We start from the raw sequence: 24,579 nt of genomic DNA, 5'->3' as shown, positions 1-24,579 counted from the left end.
CCGAGTCAAGGGGTGAGTGGGGTAATCAAGTTATCGGATTGCCACTTTCATCTACGATAATTAGCTGGTTGGTAGCGAATGTTTTAAAATCAGCATTGCTCTTAGCAGGTCGGTTAGCTGGTTCAACTTGCCACTTGCCGTTGCCGCCGCCAACTACTTTATAGATATCTGGGTAACGTGTGTCCTTAGCTTTAACTAAAGTCTTAGTAACTTCTATTTGATTAGTAGTGTTTTTAGTAAATTCGCTGTTACCCTGCACACCCTGCACAACCTTTGCGGGGCAAGGGTTTTGACCCTGCACACTACCCTGCACACTACCCTGCACGTTACCCTGCACACCCTGCACGTTATCGGCGCCGTTTTCAGGTGAAGGGGTAGGTGAAGGGGTAGGTGAAGGGGTAGGTGAAGGGGTGTTTTCCTTATCTGGTAATGGTTGTGCAGGGTGTGCAGGGTTAACGCTGTCTTCTGTAGCTGTATCAACACCCATTATTCGTTCTAAGAGAGTAGGTACATCCTCGTCACCGCCTTTCCTTCTTAGTCGTAAACCTTGAATACAGTAACCTTCTCGTTTTTTAACTTTACTGATATGGCGATAACCCATGACGTTATTTAAAAAGTCAAAAATACGCCCAGAAAATTCAGTAGAGCTAACAGGAGATTTACCCGCGTCCTTAGAGGCAATACAATAATTACCGAATAACTGGGAATCCTCTTCTCGCTTACTGCCTATTTGGGTATAGCAGCCTTTATCGAAAATAATATTTTCGTTAATCCACCACGCTACCGAGTTAGTATCTATTTCGTCTTGCAGTGACAACACACTAACCTCTTTAATTTGTTTTGCTCCTAGCATGATAGCTGTTACATAATCATCGGGAATAGTTAATAAGTAATTAGTAAAGGCGTCTAACTCTAATGTGAGTTTCTCTTTAAGCCTTGTATCTACTTGAGTCGGCTTTTGATTTACTGGTACCATTACTTTTCTACGGTCTAGCCCAGATGAGGATTCATTCTTAAACACGGCGTAGTTAGATGCCATTAACACCATACCTTTATAGGTGTAAGAATTAGCGTCTTTACCTTTTTTCTCATGTCGAAGTCTATCACCACCTGTTAATGATTTAAACTTGCCAACCTTACCTGAGAATTTATCCTCATCTTGAAACGTTACCAATCGCTTACCATATGCTCTTGCTGTTTCAAAGTTACTGCCACACCATTCAGGTAACGTGGTGTCACATACATTTATCTCACCTACTAGATTAGTTACTAACCAAGTGAATGTTCCTTTACCAGTTCCACCTTGCCCTATTAGATGCAAGAATTTTTGTAAATCATGCCTACCCTTCAATACACAGTTGCAATAACACAATAAGATTTGTTTTAAGGCATCGTTGCAATTAGTTAATTCATCCAAAAATCTGTCAATGGTAGGGTATCCAGATGCTAAAGGATTATGTATGCGTGGAATGTGCCAAGTAAATTTATAGTCGGGTGAGTGGGGTAATAGCTCACCTGTAGCTAATGATAATACGCCGTTTTCAAATGGTATAAATTCTAAAGAGTTAGCTTCATTCCATTCAGTAACTATTAATTCAGATTGCAACCTTTTTACTATGTCAACTACGTAGCTATCCTTTCCATAACCTCTAATGTTTCTAACTTTTAGTTCTTTAACTATCAAATGTTTTATGTAGTCTATTTTCTCAGATTTCCAGACACCTTGATATTGAAATTCGTAAACCATCCACTGACTAATCGCGTTATTGAAAGATAGTTTTTCTTTTAAAAAGTGTGATAATTCTTCCCCTATCACATCTGCTGGTGGTATTTTTGGCGCTGATGGTTTTTGCTCAATAGCATCCTCCATTAGCTGAAGTGTTCTAGCTGCTTTGATTATTTCCATAAACGCATCACCACCATTGTTTTTTATAAAATCATCCATACCTTTACCTTGTAATAGTTCCCAATCACCAGTAATGCTTCTTACTGGAATATTCAGACCTATCATAAGGTTTTTAAGCTCGTTTAATGCTTTTTGAACATTTTTATTTGTAATCACATCAGCATCAAAAGCCAATATAAAGCCTATTCCCGCGTCAGCTATCGCTTGTAGTTCGGGCAATAATTTAAGTTCTTTAGTCTTCTTGTTTTTGAATCGTGCCATCCAGACACCTGGTACCGATATCGTAGGGATGCCAATAGAGCAACCTGCTATCGCTTTGAAGAAACCTTCAGTAATTAAAACGTATGGTTGCCCGTCTATGACAACGCAACAACGTTTAAGCGCTTCTAGGTCAGTCCAGTATGTGGGGTCGAGGGGATGTGTAGGGAATAATGCACCCCACTTCTTACCAGATAGGTATTTAACGGGTTCGCCCTTATCGTTGAGGGGTGGTTTATCTGGCTTAAATTGCCCGTGTTCGCGCGTCCCTAACCATAAGCCGTCTGACTCAGGTTTCTTGTGACCCAATCGCTTAATCGCTTCCTGCTGGCTAATGCGTTCGACGTTAACGGATGTCCATATCATGCATAGACCGCGTTTGGTTATTAGGTCTAAACGGTCTGAATCTTTTAGTGTAGAGCCTTGATAATCATGCTCAATTAATGCTACGCTTTGTTCCATAACAATATATTCAAAATGCTGGTGGGACTGATACAACAGTTCCACTACAGCTTATTTTTAAAATTTTTGCAACTATCACATAGTAATCACGGTTAGGATTGACAACCCCCGGTTGTTGACGTAGAACTACTGCGTGTATTGAGTTCTACGGAAGTTAACAAGGGTAGGGGGTTGTTGACTTTTAAGAAAAAGTTTTAAAAGTTCAGCATTAGGTGACTTGCAGTGTTTCTTGAATAACTGTAGTGAGACTGCGTGGACAAGGTTTTTAGTAATCGTGGTTAGTATCTTTTACTTATCGGGTGACAAGTAAAGTTTGTTGGTGACAAGTTCAGTTGTGGTGAAAACCCTAGGGTTATAGTGTAAATGTCACTCGCTACCGTGTAGACTTTAGGGAATCTAGTAGCGCTTTGCCGTCGCTGTATTTAGCACCTTGGTAGCCTAGGACTTCTTTGATAATGCGGGAATCGCTTAGTCCGGCTTCTACGCAAGCTTTTACAGCGTTTTTCAGAGTGTCCGGTAGGGGTGGTAACTGCGGTTCGGGGGTGGTTAGAGGGGTGTTTTGGGGTGTAATGGATAACCGAGGGGTAAACATTTTAAAACTACTTAGGTCGGGCAATTGGCACGGGTAATCATCCAACATAGCGCGGTATTTACCGTCTTTTAACCATTGCTCTAATGAAGCATCTTTTAGGTGTTTCGCATGGGTAACAGCGAACTTACCAAGACGTAACATTTTGAAACCTTTTCTAACACCACCTTCACCTTCGATACCGAAGCTTTTAACAGTATCATCCTGCGATAACGCTATTACGAATTGCTTCGGTTTACGACCTCTACGACCGTGTTTTAGAAACCATTCAGATGCTACCTCTACGGAGTCTCTTAGTAGTGGGAACTCTTCAGCAATTAGCACGGTATCTAGTCCTGCTAATGCTTTGTCGCCACGTTCACCTCTGACATCAATACGGCGCTCTAACTCCTCCATGTCTTTGGACATTTCATCAGCTATTGCTTCAAAATTACCGCGTCTACCAATAACATTCAATCCTACCCATTCTTCAGGTGAAGCATCGGGGTCGTAAACTTTTACATTACCACCAATTGTGTAGGCTAAATATTGAGCAATCATTGACTTACCTGTGCCAGTATCACCAACGATTATTAGGTGTTTACTTTGGATTGCTGCTACCAAATCAGAGACTACATTTTCTACTTCAGTTGTCAGTGTAGTAGCTGTAGTATCTATTATTTGTGCTGCAATCGTACCCATGTGGGGTAACTGTTCGTAAACCCTAAGAATGTTATGGGTAGCGCGTTCTGTTTGTTCTGTGATGTTAACAATTAGCTTCGCAGTCGATTTAATAGACCATAGGGTAAAGAACCAAGTAGAAAATAATATCCTACCTACCATCCATCCTAAGAACTTATCAAACTCATGCAATGAAGGTAATGTTAGACCTATCCAGTTAACCTTGTCAAGGTTTTTGTTTTCCATAAATTATACCGTCCTTAAATCCCTGATACTCAGCACGACATTCGGCTAGTTTCTCGATAGAATCAGCCTGATAAAACATTAGGGTAGCTATTAGAGCTACCCCTATAAATAAAGGGGTAGCATCTTTCATTAGTCTTTAATTCTTGATAGTTTGTTGTAGATATCAGCTACCGCATAACATACCTCTCTGTCAGCTTGTGTTCTACCTAAATTAGGTTGACTAGCGTCATCAGTAGCAACAATTCTGCTAGCCGCATCTGCTAATGGTTCGGGTATACCTACATCGGTTAATGCTTGTAAGCTAGCGTTATACAACTGTTGGTTTAATTCAGCCATTAGATATCAACATCACTTTCTAAGGTGTACAATCTTTCGTCTAAACTATTGATGAACTCTGGATATGTAAGCCTACGACCTTCACATTCACTAAGCTGATGCTTGGTTTCACTTATAAAGTCAGTTATCACTTGCTGAAGCGCGTAATACTTTACTTCCATTGAGTCAGTTGATTGATTATTTGGGATAGATGGCTGAGTCCATTCTCTATTCGACATTTGTTTTTACCTCATCGACTGCTTTTAAAACTGCTTCGCGTTGTTCGTTGGTTAGATTGGTTTCACCGTTACAGGGTACGGATTCTAGCTCTAAATGATTACCTATACGGTACAAAGCATCATTTCTTGCAGCTTCGCTGGTAGCGGTTTCGTAAAAATGTAGTTGCTTTTCAAGGTATTTATCTGCCATAATGTCCTTTGGTTCGGATGTTCTAGATTGACTGAGCCAACGGTGCGGGGGTAGGATGGCTACCACCCGTTACCTTGACCTGTCAAAGTAGCAAGTCTACTTCTAAATAAATGCGATAAATTTCGCTTTCGCCACGGTTTTTATAAAGCTTTCCCTCCTCCAATATATTGACGTGTTTCTTATCCTGTAAGAGCTTCAGGTAACTTAACCATGCGTGTAATTCCGATTCGGTACCGGATAAACGCATTTTTACTCTGTTGGTGGACATTAGAAAAATACTCTGTAACAACGACCGCCGCCGACGGGTATTGACTCGCTAGTGCGTAAATCACAAGCTTTTGACTTATGAATTTTTAACTTCGGGTAACTACCATCAGATGATAAGGAAAATATAGCGTTAATGGGTAGTGCATCCCAACTAGTCGGTGAATTGTCTACCTTACAGGTGTAAGTGACATCAGCCATATCACTAGCGTTAGAGGTCAATGATAAAGACGGTAGGTTACGGATACGTTTCTGCTTTACTACGGGCTTAACCCCGTTCTGTTGGGTTTGTACCTCTGTCATCTATCAAGTATCTACAGTGTACACTATGAATACTTAGCATACTTTATCCACTAGTGTCAAGTGACAACATACAACGTGTACGATGTATGTAAAGTAAACTCCTTATGTAAAATGCCTAGCAAAACTAGAATAGCGGCGACGCTACTGCCTGAAGTCTATAAATGGATTATTGATAAATCAGCCAAACAAGGACGGTCGCCATCTAACTTAGCTGCTTTTCTTTTAAACACTGCTGTCTTAGCTGAGATTGAACAAGAGTCAAGAGTTAGCGAAAATCAAAAACAAAATAATATAGAGAAATAAGGTGGTAGTGTTAAGTCCTTAGAGTCCTCGGAGTCCTTCGAGGTAAGGGTTTCAAGTCCTTAGTTAAGTCCTTAGCTAAAGGACTCCAAGTCCTTATTTTGTAGAAAAGTCAGGTTAGCTTTAAAGCACTGCGCTTTTGGTTGGGTGGTTAACTAAGGACTTAGATAAGGACTGAATAAGGACTAGGCTAAGGACTTGAAAGCCTTGCTGTGTAAGGATTCTAAGGACTTGAAGGGCTTATGTAAAATAGATGGCATCATTGATGGCATCTTAGATGGCATCTATTTTTATAACTACCTGCTACCCCTACCTATTGCCCTAGGTTGGTAACTAACTTAATAGAGGCGCCGTAAGTTAGTCATCGATTTGAACCATGTTGATGATTTTATTGGTGAATTGCTCCTAATCGGTGGAAAGTTAGAGGTGATTCAACCTAGATTATTGCTGAAAGCTCTAGGGCGGCTATGCTGTGAACTTGAAGTAACCACGACAGCTAGCTTTAAATTCTGGATTTTTATTAGCCCAGAATCTTAGTAGTCCTAGGACACGCCACGATTGGCGAGTGGTTAAAGTTCTGACTATTGCTGCTTCTGCTTCGGTTAGTGGTTCTATTTGGTGGTTGCTTGCTTCTGCAATTTGTTCAGTCCAGTTGATAAACGATGGTACGAACACCTCCATTTTTAGGTGAATGTTTAATTTATTCCAGAATGTACCCGCTCTTACTGGTAGCCCATAGTTAGGGATATAGTTTTTTATCTTACTGTAGTTAGTTTGTTGGAAATTCTCTATTTCTAACCAATTTTTAGCGTTTAGTTCATTCAAAGATATTAAGGTTAGCACGTGCAATATCTCACCCATAGAGCGTCTTTTTCTACACCATTCACTTGGTTCTTTAACGTCCTGGCACTTGTCAAATAATGGTTGGAAGTCTTGAAGCACAAGCTTTTGAACTCTATCGTTAAGGATTGTGCTTTCTGTTGTGGATGTAACCATTTCCTACCTGCGTATTTGTTCTAAGTACTAAAGTTACTACGAATAAAAAACAACTGTTGAACAATTTAATATTTTATTTATTATTAGGAATAGACGAAAGAAAGTAGAGCTAAATGTTAGGTATAGCTCCGTTTATTAAATAATGTATTCAGTAAGTAGGGTGAATTATTTTGTTGTGCTTGATACGAATCGTCAACTAGGTAACAAAGATGCCATCTAAAGATGACATCTGAGATGCCATCTATTTTTATATCTACCTGCTACCTCAAGATATACCAACGGTTGGTAGTTGGTTGGTACATTTTCAGGCGCCGTACCTCTAATTTTTATAGGTCGGTTGGTATCACGACTTTCATGTAACGGGCAATGTCTACCAGGGTTCCATGCGTCAGGTCTTTATCCATGCCTACATAACGGCTTATCAATTTACCGTTGTGCTTACGGTATGCGTACCAATGTAAAGGTTTGCGACAGTTACGACGGACGGTTAGACGGTCGATACCAATTACGAAACTAAATGAGTCAATAGTCAAGAGCCATTGGAACCAGTCAATGGTACCAATTTTGATGCCAGTTTTCCATACCGTGTGGTCACTGGCATAGACTCTTGGTGGGCGTTTTTTCTTGGTAGCAGGGACGAACATATATATAGTTACCTCACTGAAAAACGGTTTGTATTAGCTGAAAACTCTATCTTTTGGGGTATTTGTTAGGGACATTTCGAGAAACTGTTAGAAAATCGTGGTAAGATGCTTGCTACGTCGGTAGTTTAGGTCACTACTAACGAGATTTAAAAACCATCTATATATATTTAAGTTTTTATAGGTGGTTTTTAATTTGGCTCGTTAGCTTCGGATTTTGGTTCCAATCGGAGCAGGCGCCAGTGAAAAATTAAATAAGCTAAATTTCTGGCATGGGTACATCGCTTACGTCACCTAGATAGTGCTTTTCGATAATGGCTGTAGAATTGCCTACCCACTTTCCGATAACAGTTGCACTCAATTTGCCCGTAGCAACTATAAGGGTGATGTATGTATGTCTTGTCTGATAAGGCTTTCGATACTCAATGCCTGGTAATGACTTTAGAATAGGTCGCCAGTGATGAGATGAGAAGTTCGACCAGTTAATCACCTTGCCTTCTTTTGAGGGAAATATGAGGTCAGATGGTTTCGCTTCATGCGGTTTGATTCTAGTCAGAAGCGCTAGCAATCTAGAATCTAAAGGCATGACGCGTTTGGCTTTCGTTTTAGTTCCATTAGTGATTTCCCCACTCTCACTAGCTTTTCGTCTAAAAATTATTTTGTTCGAGCCGAAGTCAATATCATTCCATTGAATAGCGCGTGCTTCATTGGAACGACAGCCTGTGAAGAACAGAAACTCTATGAACGGAGCGTAGTACCCAGAGAACTCGCTATCGTAGAAACCTTTGATTATTGAGTCTCTAGCTATTACTGTATAAGGGTTTATATCGGTATCCTCAGTCTTACGGTTGGGCTTACCCACAATTATTTGATAGTTATTAAATGGATTAACAGTTAACTCGTTTAACGCTATCGCATACTCACACGCCGATTTTAATATTCTTAATTGCTTGTTTAATGTTTTGTCTCTAGTTCCATTGTTATTGTTTTTTAGCCAGATTATTATCTGTTTACCTTTGTCCACAGTTTTATGTGGGCATTTTTGAAGTTTTGAGATTACTTGCTTATAATCTTTAAACGAATTAGGTTCAAGGTGTCTCTTTTTTGATTCAAAGTGGCGGTTAATCAATTCTTCCATAATCAACGGTTTATTTTCGGTTACTTTATCACTGATTTTTATTTCACTTTTAGCCTGATTATTTATAGCGTTATTTTGCTGGAATATTTGCGAGTACTTGTATTGCGACATATCGCCGCTAAAAATACCGGATGATAAATCAAGCTCTAAGCGCTTGATTACCATTTCGGCTTTCATAACAGATAGCTTGTCATCAATACGACCTCCTTCTACAGGTGTTACCCTATATTTTTTCTTGCCAAAATTAACCTCTAAGAGGATATAACCACGGTTATTACGCATGTGTACTTTTGTCATCTCTGAAAGCCAAACACCATAATTTTTACCCATAATGACATAACTAAAGTCATAAGAAAAGACCTTTAGCCTATGGATAAGAATAAAAGTATTACTGGGCAATGTTTCTCGGTCAAAACTTCATTAGGACTCTTAATCCTCAGGTTCTGGGTTCGAGCCCCAGGTCACCCACTGCTTTTAGCTTCATCTCCGTATAAATCTGACGAGAATCTGACGAAACCACCCCTTCATAACCACAGTTTCAATGTGTTTCAGGTGACATATAGACAATTTTTTGATAGCTTCAGTATTTTTACTAAAGTTAGTATCTTTTTTTATGCGTAAAAAGGATTAGTAAGTAAAATTTATTAAAGTTATGGCTGAACCAACTTTACAACAGGTATTCGGCGCCAACGTCACGCAAGACAGTACAACTCTGACATTTATAAATCTGATTTAACTGGTTTAATGGCCAGTGCTGAAAATTCGGCAGAATCCCTATATGCTGCAATTACGCTTAACGCTCAAAGCACTTTGAATGACGCTAATCAAGCGAACAATCCAGACCAATGAATTAGTATTGAAACGGGTTTGGGTGGTATTACCACACGTAACAATTTAAATTATCGTGAATATACCTTAAATATTACGCTGTCTAAAGTGGAATACATGAACGTTAATGTAGAGACGTTACATGTAACGTCTCTAGAAGGTTGGGGTTGTCAGCAGGTATAAGATATATGTTTCTGAAAGCTGAAATTTGCTGAGTCTATCTATACGCTTCGGGTCTGACGGTGCGACGACTGCGAGTTCCAACAACGGCGCCAATCATGGAAGCAAGTAAACTTAGTAAAGAACCTAGTACAAACCACCATAAGCCTTGACGTACACTAGATGCTGCTTCACGAGCTTGTTGAGCAGATACGTTAGGCGTATTTTGTGGTAAATTAACACCTTGCTGCTGTACTTGATTTATTACTTCTCCAGCGTTAGAAGCGGCAACACCAAAAGCACCTGATACACCACTTGCTAGTAACCAAGAACTTAATGCTAATGTTGTTGCCCAGAGTATTGCACCGTTGAGCAGAGCAGTATTACGACTCATGGGTCCACAAGCACGCGCTGTTACCCAACCACCTGTAAATAGAGAAATTAATAAACCAATAGTTGACCAAAGTCCTACATTACCTGCTACGTCAGATGAAATTGTTCTGGGTCTTCCAGAAGCTTCTACAGTTCCGGCGCCAATTGCACCAAATAGCGCGCTTAATACTAACTGAGTAGCAAGTGCAACTAGTAATCCAGAAATGATAGGACCCCAACGAACACGGTCATGATAATCAGCTACTGGGGTGGTAATAATAGGCTCGGTACCTATATTATCTGTTGTTCTATTTACATATGCCATTGATTATTTACTTCCTTTGTATTTCAATATTTCCCAACAAAACTTCACAATAATATGCAGATTAATATATTCTGTTTGTAGCTTTATCTTTATTGCATTACTACAACAAGAATACGTTATGTAAGAAACTTGATATTAGAATAAACTAGTTACCGTCACAATCCATCTCTCTATCGAGCTAATTTTTATACTACTTAAATCAGATTGACAGTTAATCTAAGGATAAAATGTGGAGACCCTACATTTAGAGTCTCTATATTTTTACAGGATTAGTTAGACCTATCTTGATTAATTACGTTTGCTTTTGAAAGAGGTAAGCAGTTCTCTGACTTGTTCACCTGCTACTTCGCGCGCACCTAAACCGAATGCTAAAGCAGTTGCAATTGCAAAGGCGCCTAGTAATAAACCGAATGCGAGATTTACAATATCGCTAGCAACACCGATTTGTTGTAGTGCCATTGCTGAGACTAAAGCAATAATTGCGACTCGCGCGATTTGTCCTAAAATCTGGGCTTGACGATTACCAGAAGCGGTAATGATACCGAAAGCGAGATTTGCAAGAAATAATCCGATGGCAAATACTGCTAATCCTGCTAAAATTCTACCAAATACTATAGTCAAACCACTAACTAACGCTGTTAGTGCTGGAATATTCAAGACATCAACTGCTGCTACAGTAGCGAATAGCATTATTCCAACGAGTACCACAATACCAACAATTTCGGATGGTGTGCGGGTTGTGGTTGCCACCCTCGTTGCATCTGGTTGAGTAGATGCTTGGACGATAGTTGTTCGAGTTCTTCGGGTTGGTATGCCTAAAACAGAAAAAATATTGTCGAAACCAATGCTTGTAAGAATGTTGGTGACGAGTTCAGAAACAAACCTACCTAAGAAGTAAGCAGCTATTAATATAATTGCTGCTGTGAAAATTAAGGGGAGCGCGTTGAGGATTTGTTGCAGCATGGCAATTGCTGGCACAGAAATCGCTTCTATTCTCAGAGCGTTTAGTGCTGCAATCGCAAAAGGAATCAATATTAATATGTAAACAATTGTGCCAATAATCGCTGACAGTGATTGCCCTGCTGTTGTTTGCCGTAAACCAAATCGGGCGCCTAAGCGGTCACTTCCAGCAGAAGCAAGCAAGTTAGTCACGATTCGTCTGACAATGGTAGCAAGCAACCAACCCGCAGCAGCAATTAACACCGCAGCGAGAATGTTTGGCAAAATCGAAATTACTTGAGTAATTAAACTCTGTATCGGAAGTAATGCTTGATTTAACTCTAATGCATTCAGAATTGGCAGCAAAAACAGTAAAAAGATAAACCAATAAAGTGCATTACTAATCGTCTCACTTAAAGATAATTGATTTTGACTTGCTGCTGTACGGTCTTCAAACTGTGTATTCAAACGCTCATCCAGTCTTAAGGCGCCTAATCCTCGTGTTGTTATTAGCTTGACGATAGTTGCAACTACCCAAGCAACTCCGAATAAAATTATTGCACCGACTATTTTAGGAATATATCCAAGTACGGTATTAAGGAAAGTATTTAGGGGTTGTGAAACAACCTGCAAGTTGAGGGTTTGTAAAACAGCAACAGCCGTAATTAGAACAATAACCCAAAAAACAAAATTCGAGATTACTTTCTCGACTTTGGGTAAATCTCTTTGGTCTGTACGACCTAAAATAGCGGCAGCAATGCGGTTATCGACATTGGTACGATTGAAAATTCCTCGTACAATTGAACTTACAACTGCTGCAATTAATAAACCAACTAACAAAATTGCTACTGCTCCCAGCAATGTTGGTAGAAAATTTATTAACTGTGCAAACAATCGTTCCATGTAGTCTACACTGTTATCTAGCGCCTGTCTTGGTTGAACTGGTTGATACGGTTGTGTAGCTTGTGCCAGTAGCGAGGTTATATCCATAAATTTTTCAGGCTTCACCTTGATGTATTACTTAGTTAGATATAAAAATTGACAATATCCACCAGTAATTTGATGTGACATAGCTTACTCAGAAGTATCTAATTTTGAATCTATCTTTATAAAGAAGATATGTTCATCCTATTGGTAGATGACTTTAACGTCTAAAAACAATCTTAATATATTTTATTTTGTTTAAATAATGTAAGGCATTTTTAAAACTTATCGTGTATTCAATAAACATGAAAGAAAATAGTGTGACTAATTTCTAGCCTAACTAATCATATTTATCATCTAATAAATATTTTTTAATAAAATAGTAGTTAAAATTGAAATAAAATAGTATAGCTTTTGATAGAAAACAAGCTTATAACAAACGGTCGATGTCAAGTCGCTAAAAAAATAGTTAAGTATAAAGAATCATCTAATCCAATAACTCGGTAAATTTTCTTGCCGCGTAATTATCCAAGTAATACTCAATAAGACTCAGTACACAGGAAGGAATAGTATGGAAACCCAAGTGCAACAACAAGAATACATGAATGCGACTCAAGAGTATGTTAATAACATTGATTCTACTAGCGCCCAAGCGATTGAAAAAGTAGAGTCTAAAATCAAGTCTACTGCGAATGAAGCAGATTATCAATTGCAGGTAGCAAGTAACAAAGCATCTAATTTTTTCGCGACACTACCAGAATATATCAGTGCATTTTACCAACAATACAAACTACCTATTATAGCAATTAGTGCATTAGTTCTAGGCATAGTCGTCCTTAAAGTCTTCTTTGCAGTCCTTGGTGCATTCAATGATATTCCCCTTGTGGCGCCATTGTTCGAGTTAATAGGTATTAGTTACACAGCTTGGTTTACCAATCGCTACTTACTCAAGGTTGAAACAAGAAAAGAATTAGCAGGTGAAATTCGTTCTCTTAAAGCAGAAATTCTAGGTAGCAGATAATACACGCAAGTTCCTCTGGTACAAACTTATAAGCTGACATTCTTGTGGGATGGGCATCCTCGCCCGTCCAGTTTTGTCTCAAAAACAACAATATTATGACTAACGAAAAAGTTGCGCTAGTTACAGGAGCATCATCTGGATTTGGAAAGTTAACTGCGACAATGCTCGTTCAATCTGGGTATCGTGTTTTTGGCACAAGTCGTAAAGAACATTCAGCTTCGTCTGTTTCAATGTTGAGGATGGATGTTAAATCAGATGAATCAGTGGAATCATGCGTCAAACAGTTACTTGACCAAACTGGACGTATTGATTTACTTATTAATAATGCTGGACAAATACATGCTAGCATGATTGAAGAAACAAGTTTAGAACAAGCCCAGGATGTTTTTGATACAAACTTATGGGGTGTTGTGCGCGTTACAAATGCTGTATTGCCAACCATGAGACAGCAACGTAGTGGGCATGTTATTAATATGAGTTCCTTGGGTGGATTAATCGGCGCCCCTGGTCAAGGTTATTACTGTGCTAGTAAATTTGCGCTAGAAGGTTATAGTGAAGCATTAAGCATAGAACTAGACCCTTTCAATATCAAAGTGTCTTTAATTGAACCTGGCTATTTTAAAACTAACTTTAATCATGAAATGTTGCATTCAGGAAAAACTTATAGTGATTATAACAATGTGCGTGAGGTGATTCAATCGTCTATAAATCAAGCAATTGCACAAGGTGAAAATCCTGAAAAAGTTGCACGATTAATTGTTTCTATCGCTCAAAAGCCGGCGCCGCGATTACGGTATCGTGTTGGTAATGACGCGCAGTGGCTCCCTCGTATAAGAGCAATACTCCCAGATAGGTTATTTCGCTTTGCCGCACGTAAGCGTTTTAATATAGCCTAACAGGGTATTTTAGTATATACATTCTTTACTACGCTAAAAATAACTACCTCAAAGATGTAGGAATACCGAAAATTCTTTCTATATCTTCTGCAATAAGACTTAATTGATTATAAGTTCTTAAAATACGCTCTCCCTCAACAATAACATCTGACGTTGGGTAGTTTTGAATAACTTCAATCAATGAAATTTTATTATCTTTGCTGGCAGATAAAACAAGAGATGAACGCAAAGCTTGTCTGTTTGCTTGATTAGAACGTGTGCGAATCGAGTAACTAATTTGGTCGAGTAAGTATAGACCAATTCTGCTATTAAGTGTCCGGTCTAAAGTTACAGGAGTGACATTAAATTCTCGTGTCAAGGCATTACGAATTGATTGTGGATCTTGGCGCGTTTGGTCTAGATAATATCTAATACTCGATGAGGTTTCTCCCGTTTTGGCAAAAGTTACTAATTCATCAACTGGTAGTGATTGCTGGAAGGCGCCGTATGTAAACACTACCCTTTGGGCTGCAAACGCGGCATTTGTGTAAAACAAAGTACTAGCAGTGACAATTAGAGAGAACCCATTTTTTAGTAAAGTTGATAAGTATTTCATATATTTACCTTTGTCAATTGAAAATATTTTTTAATTACAATATTAAAGCTTATTATTGCAATCAATTTACTCTTGTTCAAGAATAAATTTTGCTACTTAGAAATGCTATATTAATTTTTTAAATTAAGCCAAATATATTTATTTATCATCCTTCATAAGTAGTATAATATTTTTTTATTTTGAATTTATTCTTATTTAGACTTGATTGATTGCTTATTACATGGTTATGTTGTAATTTCACTTAAACATCTTCAATATAATTAATAATCTCTCTCTTAAGATTGGTGAAATTAGGATAATTTGTAGTCTAATGTGGGTAATTGCCTGAGTAATTAATTTCTTCAACTAGTCTTGAAACATTTTTACTATGTTACTTCAAGATAAAGAAACCGAAAGCATGATCGAAATAAACGATTTAATGGCATTAATTTATCCTCTAAACGATACTGCTCCATCCTGCTGGGTTGATGAGAATTATCAAAACGCCTAAATCTGAGAATAAACCAATTAGGAGAAAATTATGAATTTTTTAGAAAGTATTTTTGGTGGTGACCGCGAAGTCGAAAAAGACTACCGTAATTTTGTCAACCGTTATGAGCAAGGTTCACCTTCTGAAGGGTACTCAGACGAAGAAGTTTATGACCGTTATCAAAATGTTTCTAGACGGTTACCTCCAGACCTTTATCAAGAATCTGCACAAGAAGTTTTTAGTCGCATGAGTCCGCAAGAACGAATGCAGTTTGGTCGTTATCTTCAACAGCAAACACGTGCCTCAAACTTAAATTTTCCCGATTTAAATCAAGATGGAATAGATGACCGTTTTCAAGACCCACGTTATCTTGCTCAAGCAACAGGTCGAATTCAATCTTCTCAACCCGATTTACTTGGTCAAATATTTAGAGGCGCCTCGGGTATGATGGGTGGACAAGGAGGTAACATTTTGAGTAACCCGTTAGCAAAAGGAGCAATGGCTGGTATCGCAGCTTTAGCGCTTAAAAAGCTAATGAATCAAGGCAACCAAGGAAATTATGGACAATATGGTGATATCCGTCCAGCAAGTGAAGACCCATTAGGGGACCCCGCCGACCAACCTTACCGTTACTAAAAAATTAAATCCCGTAGGACAGGCGGGATGCCTATCCTACAGGGATAATTACTTTCTGAAGCGCAAACGATGCAGTTTTCTAGGAGCAGTTATACTTCCCAATAAATTAAACGTTCTTTCCACAAGGTTATCAATAGTAGTTTGAGTTCCTGAGCTATGCAGATTTCTCAACCCATGTAAATCTAAAACACTAAACCCTACTTTCGAGAAAAAAGGAACTATACAAAATAACAATGTCTCTACAGTTTGATTTATAATTTTAAACCCACTTGGACCAATAATCCAAATGATTGGATAGCAAATCCATAGTGCTGTAAAGTAAGTTGTTAACCTGTCATATAATTTTGCTAGCTCTAATCCTTGACTTCTGGTTTTGGCACGCAAAGGTCCCCAAATCCATGACATGACAAGCAAAAAAGCGACTACACCAATGATATACCATAAGTATCTTACCCAAGGCACTACAGAAAGATCAGCAACTAAGCCACTAGCAATTACAATTACCTGCGTACCCATTAAAGAGCTAATCAGTATCCAATCTTTTTTAGATTGATAATGCATAGCTGTAAAAGACAAAGACAACAGCAACAATGGTGTAGTTACAATCCAATCTATATAGCGTGCGTAATGAGTGATTTGCCCAGCAATCTCAATCTTGCCTTGCTGTAAATCACCGTGCGGTAAAGTCATTGACAAATAAGCTAATCCCGACCATATAGGAATGAATGTAGCAATTAAGTATTCATATTTCGGCACTCCATGAGGGTTTTTACTTAGAGACATGAAGTAAACGGCGCCTAATACCATACCCGCAACATACAGCCATTGAAAAAGAACTTGTAAATCCATTTGGAGTTAAATAATTTATTTTTTGGTCTCTAGGTATTATTTGAGCAGGTTTACTTATTGAGCTTCATCTCTCACCAGATAGAGATTTATTTAATACATTTGAATTCATACACAAATGTAGAGACACCATAAAACCTAGTGTCTCTACAAACTTTTTACAATAAACGTAATTAATCTTCTAAAGAATTTACTTTCGTTCGAGTACTGGAAGGTGAAATATAAATCACATGCGTACTAGTATTTTTGGATTTCTCGGTTTGCTCACTACTAAATCCCTGAGTAATAGCATTGGAGCGCTCTTGATATTGAATATCTAGATTTTGTGATGGGTTTGAAGAATGCACGGTGTACTTAGATGTATCAGAAGTACCTGTTACTACTGGCATGGTGCCTTCTTCAATACCTGTAACTGCATCTTCTACACATTGATTTGTGTTTTTCAGACCTTCATCTACAGTTTTGGCGCCTTTTTCCTCACAAGAGGCAGTGTGGTTAAAACCCTGAACAAGTTTTCTTCGTGCCAAAACAGCAGCTAATGAACCTAATGCACCTAGGGCAAGTCCACCTATTAATGCTCTATTTAATACATTATTTTTTTGTTTTTCGGATGAATGAGGATTTGATTGAGGTATCCCAGCATCCATATTCGGGTTTACTGAACTACTATAAGGTTGCTCAGGCTGTCCGTAATTTATACGGTTGTTATATTCGGCACTAGTATTTATGTGAGTACTTCCTTCAGCATCAGGCAAATTGTCTATGATGCGATTTGCATTCTCGTTTTCGGAGTCAAACTCCTGCCTACCTTCAACCATGATTCTTTAACTCCTTAAGTAAAAAGGTTATTTATGTCGTTAATTTAATTGATAGTTTTGTGAGCAAGATTTTCTTGTGCTTCAATTACAAGGTTAAAAACATAACTGTTCATAATCATCTTTCTAAAGAATTATCTAGTTATTTTTTTATTTATAAATTCTTTGATTCACAAAAATAATCATGTTCACATCAAAATGTAAGGTCGTAATGATTAAAGTAAAATCAGCTTTTTCAGACTTTATTGGCTTTAATTGTGACCAGTTTCTAGCAAAAATTTGTGACTAGTGGTCTGTGTGATTAAATTTGGTAATAAAAATACATCACTGCACAGGCTTTCCGGCCTGTGCTACGATTATCCAAAATTTTATGATACTTTTGTTTGGGTAGTCCATTCAGCAGGGACATTCGTTACTGTGCTTCCTGAAGCAGTTGTACCATTCATAAACCAAATTGAATTATCACCAGTAGTAGCGTTACGCCAGAAAATATCTGTTTTTCCATTACCATCATAATCACCAATCATATATTGTAGTGATGGGTCAGTTTGCGGTAAAAATGCAGACGTTGCAATCGATGAACCGTCCATTAACCAAGCTGTATTCTCACCAGTTTTGCTGTTGTGCCAAAATACATCTGTTTTGCCATCACCATTAAAATCACCAATACTATCTGTCCAGTCGGCGCCCATATTATTTAAACTACTACTAAACAGAAAAGTTCCATTCATCATCCAAACAGATGTATCACCTGTAGTTTTGTTGTGCCACAATACATCACTTCTACCATCACCATTAAAATCGCCGATGGTAGAATCCCAAGATGAATCCATTTGTTGTAAGAACGAACCAGAATAATTAGTACCATCCATCATCCATACCGCTGTGTCGGTTGTAACAGTATTTCGCCAAAAAATATCACTCTTACCATCCCCACTAAAGTCAACTATAGTAGGAGTCCAAGACAAATCTGTTTGATCTATATATGCTGCGGTTGTTACCGTAGTACTATCCATTAACCAAGTAGCATTTTCACCAGTATTTGTATTGTGCCAAAAAACATCGCTCTTACCATCACCGTTAAAGTCAGCAATATCTAACTTCCAACCAGGGTCAATAGTTTGTAATTGAGTATTACTTACGACATTATTACCATCCATCATCCACAATACATTCTCACCTGTTGTACTATTGCGCCAAAAAATATCACTTTTTCCATCACGATTAAAATCACCCAGTTTATATTGCCAGTCTGCACTCATTTTCGGCAAAAACTTCGCATCCGTAATATTACTACCATCCATTAACCAAATTGCAGTATCACCTGTTTTAGCATCACGCCATAGTAAATCAGTTTTACCGTTACCGCCAAAATCAGCATGTGTAGCTGCACTGCTAAAAATAGAGTTAGGATTTGGATTAGTTATTGGTATATTATATGCCTGACTCGAAACATGATTAGAAAGAGACGGATGAAAACTTGAAGAGCGTATAGAATTACTCGAATAATTAGATTGATTAATATCAAAATTATTATTTGTGAAAAGAGAATTATTTGTAAAGTAAGTATTCTCAGAAATAGGAGAAGCAACAGATAAACTAGAAGTATTCATAGTATGTGAGTAAAGGTAATAATGGGAGCATCCCAATTTGGAAAAATCATGTCATGCTGAACGTAGTGAAGCATCTGGTTTATATATTAAGACCTTAGATTCTTCGCTGCGCTCAGAATGACAATGGTACGCGACTAATGACAATAGGACGTGGCTAATGACAATGGCACGCGACTAATGACAATTTTTACTTGATTGGACTTTTAAAACATCGTCTTACGCTGTGTACCAACCAACAGGAGTAGTATTAACTGCGGTGCTGGTACCATCTCCAGACCAAATCATATTTTCGCCAGTCTGACTATTGCTCCAGAACAGTTCGGTTTTGCCGTCACCATTAAAGTCACCCAAGCTAGATGTCCACTCAGAACCCATTGATGGTAAAGCTGTTGCGGTTGCAGTGGCGCCATTCATAGTCCAACCGACATTTTCGCCAGTAGCTTGATTACGCCATAATACGTCAATGTTTCCATCACCATTTACATCACCGAACGAGTACTTCCAATTAGAATCGGCACCTTGTGTTGGTAAATCTGCGGCTGTAGCATTAGTACCACTCATTAACCAGGTTTTGTTTTCACCTGTTTTGCTATTGTGCCAGAAAATATCAGTTCTCATGTCACCGTTGAAGTCAGTTGCAGAAATTTGCCAATCTGAACCGGCGCCGAAATTTGCCAGTGCAGTACCACTAGCTAGCTCGGTACCATTCATACTCCACAAAGAATTTTCACCTGTTGCGGAATTATGCCAAAGTAAATCGGTTTTGCCTGTACCATCAACACTTACAATAGTAGAAGTCCAGTTAGCATCAGTTGTTGGTAGCATTGCAGCAGAAGCAACATTTGTACCATCCATTACCCATGCAGCATTTTCACCCGTACTCTTGTTGTGCCAAATTAAATCGCTTTTACGGTCTCCGTTTGTATCTCCAACGGTAAAATCCCAATTGCTATCTGTAGTGGGCAACATAGTATCAGCAACTATATTTCCACCATCCATTACCCAAGCTTCGTTTGCTCCGGTATTTTTATTACGCCATATCAAGTCAGTTTTACCATCACCGTTGAGGTCTGCAATTTTGTAATCCCATTCAGCACCGCGCGATGGTAGAGCAGCTCCAGCAGGAGTGGCGCCATCCATCAACCAAATGGCAACTTCACCAGTTTGTGAGTTTCGCCAAATTTTATCAGTCTTACCATCACCGTTAAAGTCAGTGTTAACAGCTGCACTACTAAAAATTAAGTTGGGATTAGGGTTCAAGCCTTGAGATTCAACTGACTGCGATGACCCCTTTAAGCTTGAAACATCATTTGAGTATAAACTTTGATCAAAATTGTTCGCACTACTTGTATATATCGAAGCACCAGCACCAGTAGAAAGCTCTGTGGATTTTGTCGAATTAAACATAGATGAGGATTGTCAACAGTGTTCATCACCCTTTTTATTATCTATTTACAATTAAAAGTGTTACTTGAGAACTTCCAAACCCTTTTTCGGCTTTTTTGCTTAAATTATATTGTTTGTCAATAACAATGTTTTAGAAACCGGGTTTCTTTATAGATTTTGTAATAAAAACAAAGATTTTGCGTAAAAACCCGGTTTCTGGTTTATTTTTATTCAAATATGTTTACCGATACCAAAGCTTTATTGAAGATTTCGCTATAGTATTTACATATTTTCTCTGATGACGATTGATTGTAATCGAGTATAAGCTGATTAGTTAAAATCTCAAAAATAATTATGTGGCTTTTAATATTTGTCGTGGTGAATTTTTGTAGTATTTTTGCTGGATTAATAGCAGGTAAACAAATTAAAGGTTTTCTTAAAAGACACAAAAGTATTGCCGATGAATATGTATTAGAAGAATTTGAATCTTTAGTCAGGCGCCAAATGTATATGGTATACTTTCTATTATTTTTTCTAGTTATCGGGTTGTTTCTGAATGTGGTTGTGGTAATTCATCATGGGCTGGTTGGCTTTGCAGTTGCGCTAATTGTAAATGCATATAGCTTTTTACAATCACAATATTTCCGTAGATTAGAAAAAAAAGCAAGGTCTTTAAACGCTGCAAATGAACTTCTCGCACGCAAATATTACCTAGTCAGCAATACCTGGGCAAATAAACCATTACCAGATTTCTAAAGGACATGGCTTAGAAATATCATGACCTTGGGTATAATCTATACCTATTGTTTTAATTGTTTCAAAGATTTCTTGATTTTCTACATACTCTGCAATAGTTTTAATGCCCATCAAATGAGCAATTTCATTAATAGCTTTCACCATTGCTATATCAATTTTTTCCTCTACGATATTTTTAATCAAAGTTCCATTGATTTTAAGATAATCTATTGATAAGTTTTTGAGATAACCCCACGATGACATGCTGCTGCCAAAATTATCTAAGGCAAAGCGAAAACCAAGTTCTTTAATAGCACGCACTTTCGAGGCAATTTGTGCCAAGTTAGCTGTAACTACAGTTTCGGTAATTTCAAAGCAAATTGCTTGTGCTGGAATTTGGTGTAATACTAGCTGCTCAGACAAAAAGTCTATAAATTTATTATCATTTATGGTGGTGCCCGAAAGGTTAATAGCATATATAAAGCTACGATTACTCTCTTTAGTAGTGCAAATGTTCGATTTTTCCTTTCTGCTGTTTCCCAGATTCGCAAAAAGTGTGCTGATTACCCAACGGTCGATTGCTGGCATGATATTATAACGTTCAGTCGCCGGAATAAACGCCATTGGCAATGTGACATTACCCATTTTATCCATAAACCGTAACAAAACTTCATAGTGTTTATCGTTAGAGTCAGTTGAAGTGATGGGAATAATTGGCTGATAATAAAGAGAGAAACTATTATTTTCTAAAGCTTGATGAATTTGGTCTACCCATTGCATTTCGCTTTTGGATTTAACTACCTCGCTATTGTCAGCCTAATACACATGTACACAGTTACGTCCTTTATTTTTGGCGTTGTAACAAGCGACATCCGCAGCATTAAGTAAGCTATTCAGACTTTGACTGTTTGCATTAATCATGACTAACCCAATGCTGACACCAATATTATTAGAAAAAATATAAATAAATACTTGCTATAAGTAAAAAATGATACAAATTAATTACGCTTCACCAGTAGGCACCGCCAATTATTTTTAATTTAATAATCAAAAAAAAAATCTTAAGTTAAATATTTAGCAATAACATTGTGTTCATTGCTACATGTAAATTTTGCTTGATAACTGCCACTAAGAAATCTGTAAAACCCTCTACAAACTAGTATATTGGCTTGAATAACCAAAATATAGGCGCCTCTACAGATGTTGCATTTATATCATCATGTAAAGAAATGTAACAAGGCGCTACGATGGCTTCGACAAATATGGTACAAAGTAAATGTAAAAATAAAGAAAATCTTAAGTTTTTCGACAAATCTAAAAAAGAGATTTATGGAATGGCTCAAAACAGGGTGGTCGGCTTAGTGCTGTATGTGTCAAAAATAGTACGAAAGTATTAAACAATTAGTTGTAAGTAATTAGTTGTGAGTAATCATAAATGAAATTCTGTTTAGTTCCCTGTTTGAGAACATCAAAATTAAGGACTCAGTGAAGAGTAAAGGTAGCTATGCGACAAGAATTAATGCTAGACCAAGCAACGTTATATCAGCTAAAAATTTTTTATACAGTTGTCAAATTTGGAAGTTTTACTCGTGCAGGTCAAGAGCTTTTTCTCTCTCAACCCGCAGTTTGTATGCAGGTGAAAAAATTAGCTCAAGCACTTGGTTTGTCGTTATTTGATAAGCTAGGTAAAAATATCAGTCCAAGTATAGCTGGACAAGAATTAATAGCAACATGCGATAAAATCTTCAATACGATGGATAAGTTTGAAGATAAGTTAGCCGATTTACAGACTTTGAAGCAAGGTACACTAAGACTCTCAGGACTAACTACAGCTAAGTATATTATTCCGTTGACTTTAGGAGAATTCAGTCAGCGTTATCCAGATATAGATGTTTCGCTGAAATTGGCAAATCATAGTGGGATTGCCGAACGCATGATGAAAAATTTAGACGACTTATATATAGTTAGTGAAATTCCCAAGTTTATTGAGGTTGAAAGTTTTCCATTTTTCCGAGATGAGTTAGTTGTTGTAGCTTGCTCTCGTCACCCACTAGCTAGAGAAAAGAAGATTTCGATTCATCAACTTGCGAACGAAGCTTTTATTATGCGTGAAATCGGCTCTGTAACTCGAAATCAGGTACAAAACATCCTCCTCAAGTATGATGTCAAAGTACGAGTTAAAATGGAATCGAATAATGATGAGATGATTAAGTCTTTCGTAGCTGATGGTTTAGGTATTTCGGTTCTGCCACGTCAGTGCATAATTTCAAATCCGGACAATGAATTAACAATTCTTAATGTCGAAGATTTTCCAATCTGGCGCCAGTGGTATATGGTATATCCAGCCAAAAAGCATTTGTCTGCGCTTGCGAAAACTTATTTACAGTATTTACTCGAAATATCAGTAGGTTGCTCAGAGGTTGAAATGAGTAACTGTCGATTAATCTCGGACTACACAGTACACAGTTACAACGACTGTATTGCAGCATAAAATTCTAGAAATCCTAGAAACCAGGTTTCTTTGTTGATATTTTGTAATAAAAATGACGATTTGCGTAGAAACCTGGTTTGTTCTGGTTTATTCTAAATAATACTCAGTATTTCAGTGGCATTCGTTGAGTGGCACATTTTTTTATAATTAAACACAACTACAGCAACATTTTTATAACTACTAGCGTCTAATGGGGGGTGTTACCCCTATTTGGTTAGAGTAAAATGCAATTCAAAAAAGCATACGTATTTATTGCAGTAGCGACAATGCTACTGAGTCTTTGTTGTGGCATAAAAACAGTACAAGCAACAGGCCCAATCAATTCAGTTACGACAATCATTAGCGATATGCAAGCACCACAAGACGCTTATCCGCATGGAGTGCCCAAACATTACAGTTGGGCAAATGGTGCAGAAATTGGGATGGGTAATGACCCCAAAAATTTTAAAGCCATGATGACATGGGGGCAGTTATACGAAGCAGAACAGGGTAATCCTGCAACTAACACGCGCGTTCAAATACGAAACATCAAAGCTTATTACCTAAGTAAACAAGATAACCAATGGCGCCTGCTGCAAAGTTCAAAAGGAGTAGAAGGTGCAGCATATCGTGAAGATTTTGCAGGAGATGCAAATAAACCGGCAGATGTTCGTAGTGAATCTGATGGTACTATTTCAGCAAAAGCCGGAGGAGGACATAACTATCATTTCTGGACTACTGGTGGTCGAGCTTCAATCAATCCGAATGATATTGGTGGTATTTTCACCACTATAGAAGCAAGACTAATTCTTGATGACCCAAATAAACTTGATGACCGCGAGACTGCACGTTATCTATTAAATGTTGGTGGAGACTACTGGCTTGACTTGAGTGCTGGTTGGGATAACTTTAAAACGAATGGTGGAATTGCCACAGGCAGATTTAAATACGTCACAACCGACTGGCAAGCTTTCAACATGACAACCTTACCAGCAGCCCAAATTAGGACAAATGAACCACCAATTGAATAGTTAATGTGGGTC

Annotated in this window: 27 protein-coding genes; 8 read left to right on the top strand and 19 right to left on the bottom strand. The window is 37.9% G+C overall.

Going from position 1 to position 24,579, the window contains the following annotated elements; genetic code table 11:
- Positions 1-25: 25 nt before the first annotated feature.
- The 7 genes from DSM106972_RS38365 to DSM106972_RS38340 form a co-directional block, all read right to left on the bottom strand.
- Positions 26-2,626 carry a phage/plasmid primase, P4 family gene (locus tag DSM106972_RS38365; RefSeq protein WP_127085615.1) on the bottom strand — a complete coding sequence of 867 codons (2,601 nt, stop codon included), beginning with the start codon at positions 2,624-2,626 and terminating at the stop codon, positions 26-28.
- Positions 2,627-2,999: 373 nt separating this feature from the next.
- The gene (locus DSM106972_RS38360; protein ID WP_127085614.1) at positions 3,000-4,121 is read right to left on the bottom strand and encodes an AAA family ATPase; all 1,122 of its coding nucleotides are present in this window, start codon (positions 4,119-4,121) and stop codon (positions 3,000-3,002) included.
- Positions 4,102-4,251, bottom strand: coding sequence for a hypothetical protein (locus DSM106972_RS52325; protein WP_170213634.1), 150 nt, complete (start codon positions 4,249-4,251; stop codon positions 4,102-4,104). The genes DSM106972_RS38360 and DSM106972_RS52325 overlap by 20 nt, the downstream gene beginning before the upstream one ends.
- A complete protein-coding gene (locus DSM106972_RS38355; protein WP_127085613.1) occupies positions 4,251-4,457 on the bottom strand; it encodes a hypothetical protein in 207 nt (68 codons plus the stop codon). Before DSM106972_RS38355 ends, DSM106972_RS52325 begins: the two co-directional genes overlap by 1 nt.
- On the bottom strand, positions 4,457-4,675 hold the full coding sequence (locus tag DSM106972_RS38350) for a hypothetical protein (RefSeq protein WP_127085612.1): 219 nt from the start codon (positions 4,673-4,675) through the stop codon (positions 4,457-4,459). Before DSM106972_RS38350 ends, DSM106972_RS38355 begins: the two co-directional genes overlap by 1 nt.
- The gene (locus tag DSM106972_RS38345; RefSeq protein ID WP_127085611.1) at positions 4,665-4,865 is read right to left on the bottom strand and encodes a hypothetical protein; all 201 of its coding nucleotides are present in this window, start codon (positions 4,863-4,865) and stop codon (positions 4,665-4,667) included. The genes DSM106972_RS38350 and DSM106972_RS38345 overlap by 11 nt, the downstream gene beginning before the upstream one ends.
- A 267-nt stretch (positions 4,866-5,132) precedes the next feature.
- Positions 5,133-5,432, bottom strand: coding sequence for a hypothetical protein (locus DSM106972_RS38340; protein WP_127085610.1), 300 nt, complete (start codon positions 5,430-5,432; stop codon positions 5,133-5,135).
- A gap of 111 nt (positions 5,433-5,543) precedes the next feature.
- Here DSM106972_RS38340 and DSM106972_RS38335 point away from each other — a divergent pair, with 111 nt between their 5' ends.
- Positions 5,544-5,735 carry a hypothetical protein gene (locus DSM106972_RS38335; protein ID WP_127085609.1) on the top strand — a complete coding sequence of 64 codons (192 nt, stop codon included), beginning with the start codon at positions 5,544-5,546 and terminating at the stop codon, positions 5,733-5,735.
- A gap of 462 nt (positions 5,736-6,197) precedes the next feature.
- Here DSM106972_RS38335 and DSM106972_RS38330 read toward each other — a convergent pair whose 3' ends face one another.
- From DSM106972_RS38330 to DSM106972_RS38305, 5 genes are all read right to left on the bottom strand, one after another.
- Positions 6,198-6,728, bottom strand: coding sequence for a hypothetical protein (locus tag DSM106972_RS38330; protein WP_127085608.1), 531 nt, complete (start codon positions 6,726-6,728; stop codon positions 6,198-6,200).
- Between the two features lie 326 nt (positions 6,729-7,054).
- Positions 7,055-7,372, bottom strand: a complete 318-nt coding sequence (locus tag DSM106972_RS38325) for a hypothetical protein (protein WP_127085607.1) — start codon at positions 7,370-7,372, stop codon at positions 7,055-7,057.
- A gap of 256 nt (positions 7,373-7,628) precedes the next feature.
- A complete protein-coding gene (locus tag DSM106972_RS38320) occupies positions 7,629-8,837 on the bottom strand; it encodes a tyrosine-type recombinase/integrase (RefSeq protein ID WP_127085606.1) in 1,209 nt (402 codons plus the stop codon).
- Between the two features lie 715 nt (positions 8,838-9,552).
- On the bottom strand, positions 9,553-10,191 hold the full coding sequence (locus DSM106972_RS38310; RefSeq protein ID WP_127085605.1) for a hypothetical protein: 639 nt from the start codon (positions 10,189-10,191) through the stop codon (positions 9,553-9,555).
- Between the two features lie 288 nt (positions 10,192-10,479).
- Positions 10,480-12,120, bottom strand: coding sequence for a mechanosensitive ion channel (locus tag DSM106972_RS38305; RefSeq protein ID WP_127085604.1), 1,641 nt, complete (start codon positions 12,118-12,120; stop codon positions 10,480-10,482).
- 505 nt (positions 12,121-12,625) lie between these two features.
- On the opposite strand from DSM106972_RS38305, the gene DSM106972_RS38300 reads away from it, so the two are divergent.
- Positions 12,626-13,075: a CAAD domain-containing protein gene (locus tag DSM106972_RS38300; protein ID WP_127085603.1), complete on the top strand. Its 450-nt coding sequence runs from the start codon at positions 12,626-12,628 to the stop codon at positions 13,073-13,075.
- Positions 13,076-13,170: 95 nt separating this feature from the next.
- Positions 13,171-13,971 (top strand): SDR family NAD(P)-dependent oxidoreductase, encoded by an 801-nt coding sequence (locus tag DSM106972_RS38295; RefSeq protein WP_127085602.1) that lies wholly within the window; start codon positions 13,171-13,173, stop codon positions 13,969-13,971.
- Positions 13,972-14,014: 43 nt separating this feature from the next.
- On the opposite strand, the gene DSM106972_RS38290 is transcribed toward DSM106972_RS38295, so the two are convergent.
- A complete protein-coding gene (locus DSM106972_RS38290; RefSeq protein ID WP_127085601.1) occupies positions 14,015-14,566 on the bottom strand; it encodes an alpha/beta hydrolase in 552 nt (183 codons plus the stop codon).
- A 367-nt stretch (positions 14,567-14,933) separates the two neighbouring features.
- On the opposite strand from DSM106972_RS38290, the gene DSM106972_RS55135 reads away from it, so the two are divergent.
- Together DSM106972_RS55135 and DSM106972_RS38285 are read left to right on the top strand one after the other, a co-directional pair.
- Entirely contained in the window at positions 14,934-15,056 is a 123-nt protein-coding gene (locus DSM106972_RS55135) for a hypothetical protein (protein ID WP_267901207.1), read from the top strand.
- A 30-nt stretch (positions 15,057-15,086) separates the two neighbouring features.
- The gene (locus tag DSM106972_RS38285; protein ID WP_127085600.1) at positions 15,087-15,671 is read left to right on the top strand and encodes a hypothetical protein; all 585 of its coding nucleotides are present in this window, start codon (positions 15,087-15,089) and stop codon (positions 15,669-15,671) included.
- 48 nt (positions 15,672-15,719) lie between these two features.
- Here DSM106972_RS38285 and DSM106972_RS38280 read toward each other — a convergent pair whose 3' ends face one another.
- The 4 genes from DSM106972_RS38280 to DSM106972_RS38265 form a co-directional block, all read right to left on the bottom strand.
- The gene (locus DSM106972_RS38280; protein WP_127085599.1) at positions 15,720-16,520 is read right to left on the bottom strand and encodes a bacteriorhodopsin; all 801 of its coding nucleotides are present in this window, start codon (positions 16,518-16,520) and stop codon (positions 15,720-15,722) included.
- Positions 16,521-16,690: 170 nt separating this feature from the next.
- On the bottom strand, positions 16,691-17,335 hold the full coding sequence (locus tag DSM106972_RS38275) for a hypothetical protein (protein ID WP_127085598.1): 645 nt from the start codon (positions 17,333-17,335) through the stop codon (positions 16,691-16,693).
- A gap of 365 nt (positions 17,336-17,700) precedes the next feature.
- On the bottom strand, positions 17,701-18,945 hold the full coding sequence (locus DSM106972_RS38270; protein ID WP_127085597.1) for an FG-GAP repeat domain-containing protein: 1,245 nt from the start codon (positions 18,943-18,945) through the stop codon (positions 17,701-17,703).
- A 216-nt stretch (positions 18,946-19,161) separates the two neighbouring features.
- Complete coding sequence (locus DSM106972_RS38265) at positions 19,162-20,352, bottom strand: FG-GAP repeat domain-containing protein (protein ID WP_127085596.1); 1,191 nt, start codon at positions 20,350-20,352, stop codon at positions 19,162-19,164.
- Positions 20,353-20,685: 333 nt separating this feature from the next.
- Between DSM106972_RS38265 and DSM106972_RS38260 the strand changes: the two genes are divergently transcribed.
- Positions 20,686-21,087, top strand: a complete 402-nt coding sequence (locus DSM106972_RS38260) for a hypothetical protein (RefSeq protein WP_127085595.1) — start codon at positions 20,686-20,688, stop codon at positions 21,085-21,087.
- Here DSM106972_RS38260 and DSM106972_RS38255 read toward each other — a convergent pair.
- A complete protein-coding gene (locus DSM106972_RS38255) occupies positions 21,073-21,846 on the bottom strand; it encodes an EAL domain-containing protein (protein ID WP_127085594.1) in 774 nt (257 codons plus the stop codon). The two genes, DSM106972_RS38260 and DSM106972_RS38255, sit on opposite strands and share 15 nt — an antisense overlap.
- A gap of 36 nt (positions 21,847-21,882) precedes the next feature.
- Positions 21,883-22,011, bottom strand: coding sequence for a GGDEF domain-containing protein (locus tag DSM106972_RS38250; RefSeq protein ID WP_267901208.1), 129 nt, complete (start codon positions 22,009-22,011; stop codon positions 21,883-21,885).
- A gap of 559 nt (positions 22,012-22,570) precedes the next feature.
- On the opposite strand from DSM106972_RS38250, the gene DSM106972_RS38245 reads away from it, so the two are divergent.
- Both DSM106972_RS38245 and DSM106972_RS38240 read left to right on the top strand, forming a co-directional pair.
- A complete protein-coding gene (locus tag DSM106972_RS38245; protein ID WP_127085592.1) occupies positions 22,571-23,557 on the top strand; it encodes a LysR family transcriptional regulator in 987 nt (328 codons plus the stop codon).
- Between the two features lie 224 nt (positions 23,558-23,781).
- Positions 23,782-24,567 carry a hypothetical protein gene (locus tag DSM106972_RS38240; protein ID WP_127085591.1) on the top strand — a complete coding sequence of 262 codons (786 nt, stop codon included), beginning with the start codon at positions 23,782-23,784 and terminating at the stop codon, positions 24,565-24,567.
- Positions 24,568-24,579 lie beyond the last annotated feature (12 nt).

The sequence above is a fragment of the Dulcicalothrix desertica PCC 7102 genome (assembly GCF_003991905.1).
Taxonomy (GTDB): domain Bacteria; phylum Cyanobacteriota; class Cyanobacteriia; order Cyanobacteriales; family Nostocaceae; genus Dulcicalothrix; species Dulcicalothrix desertica.
This window is presented reverse-complemented; position numbering and strand designations above follow the sequence as displayed.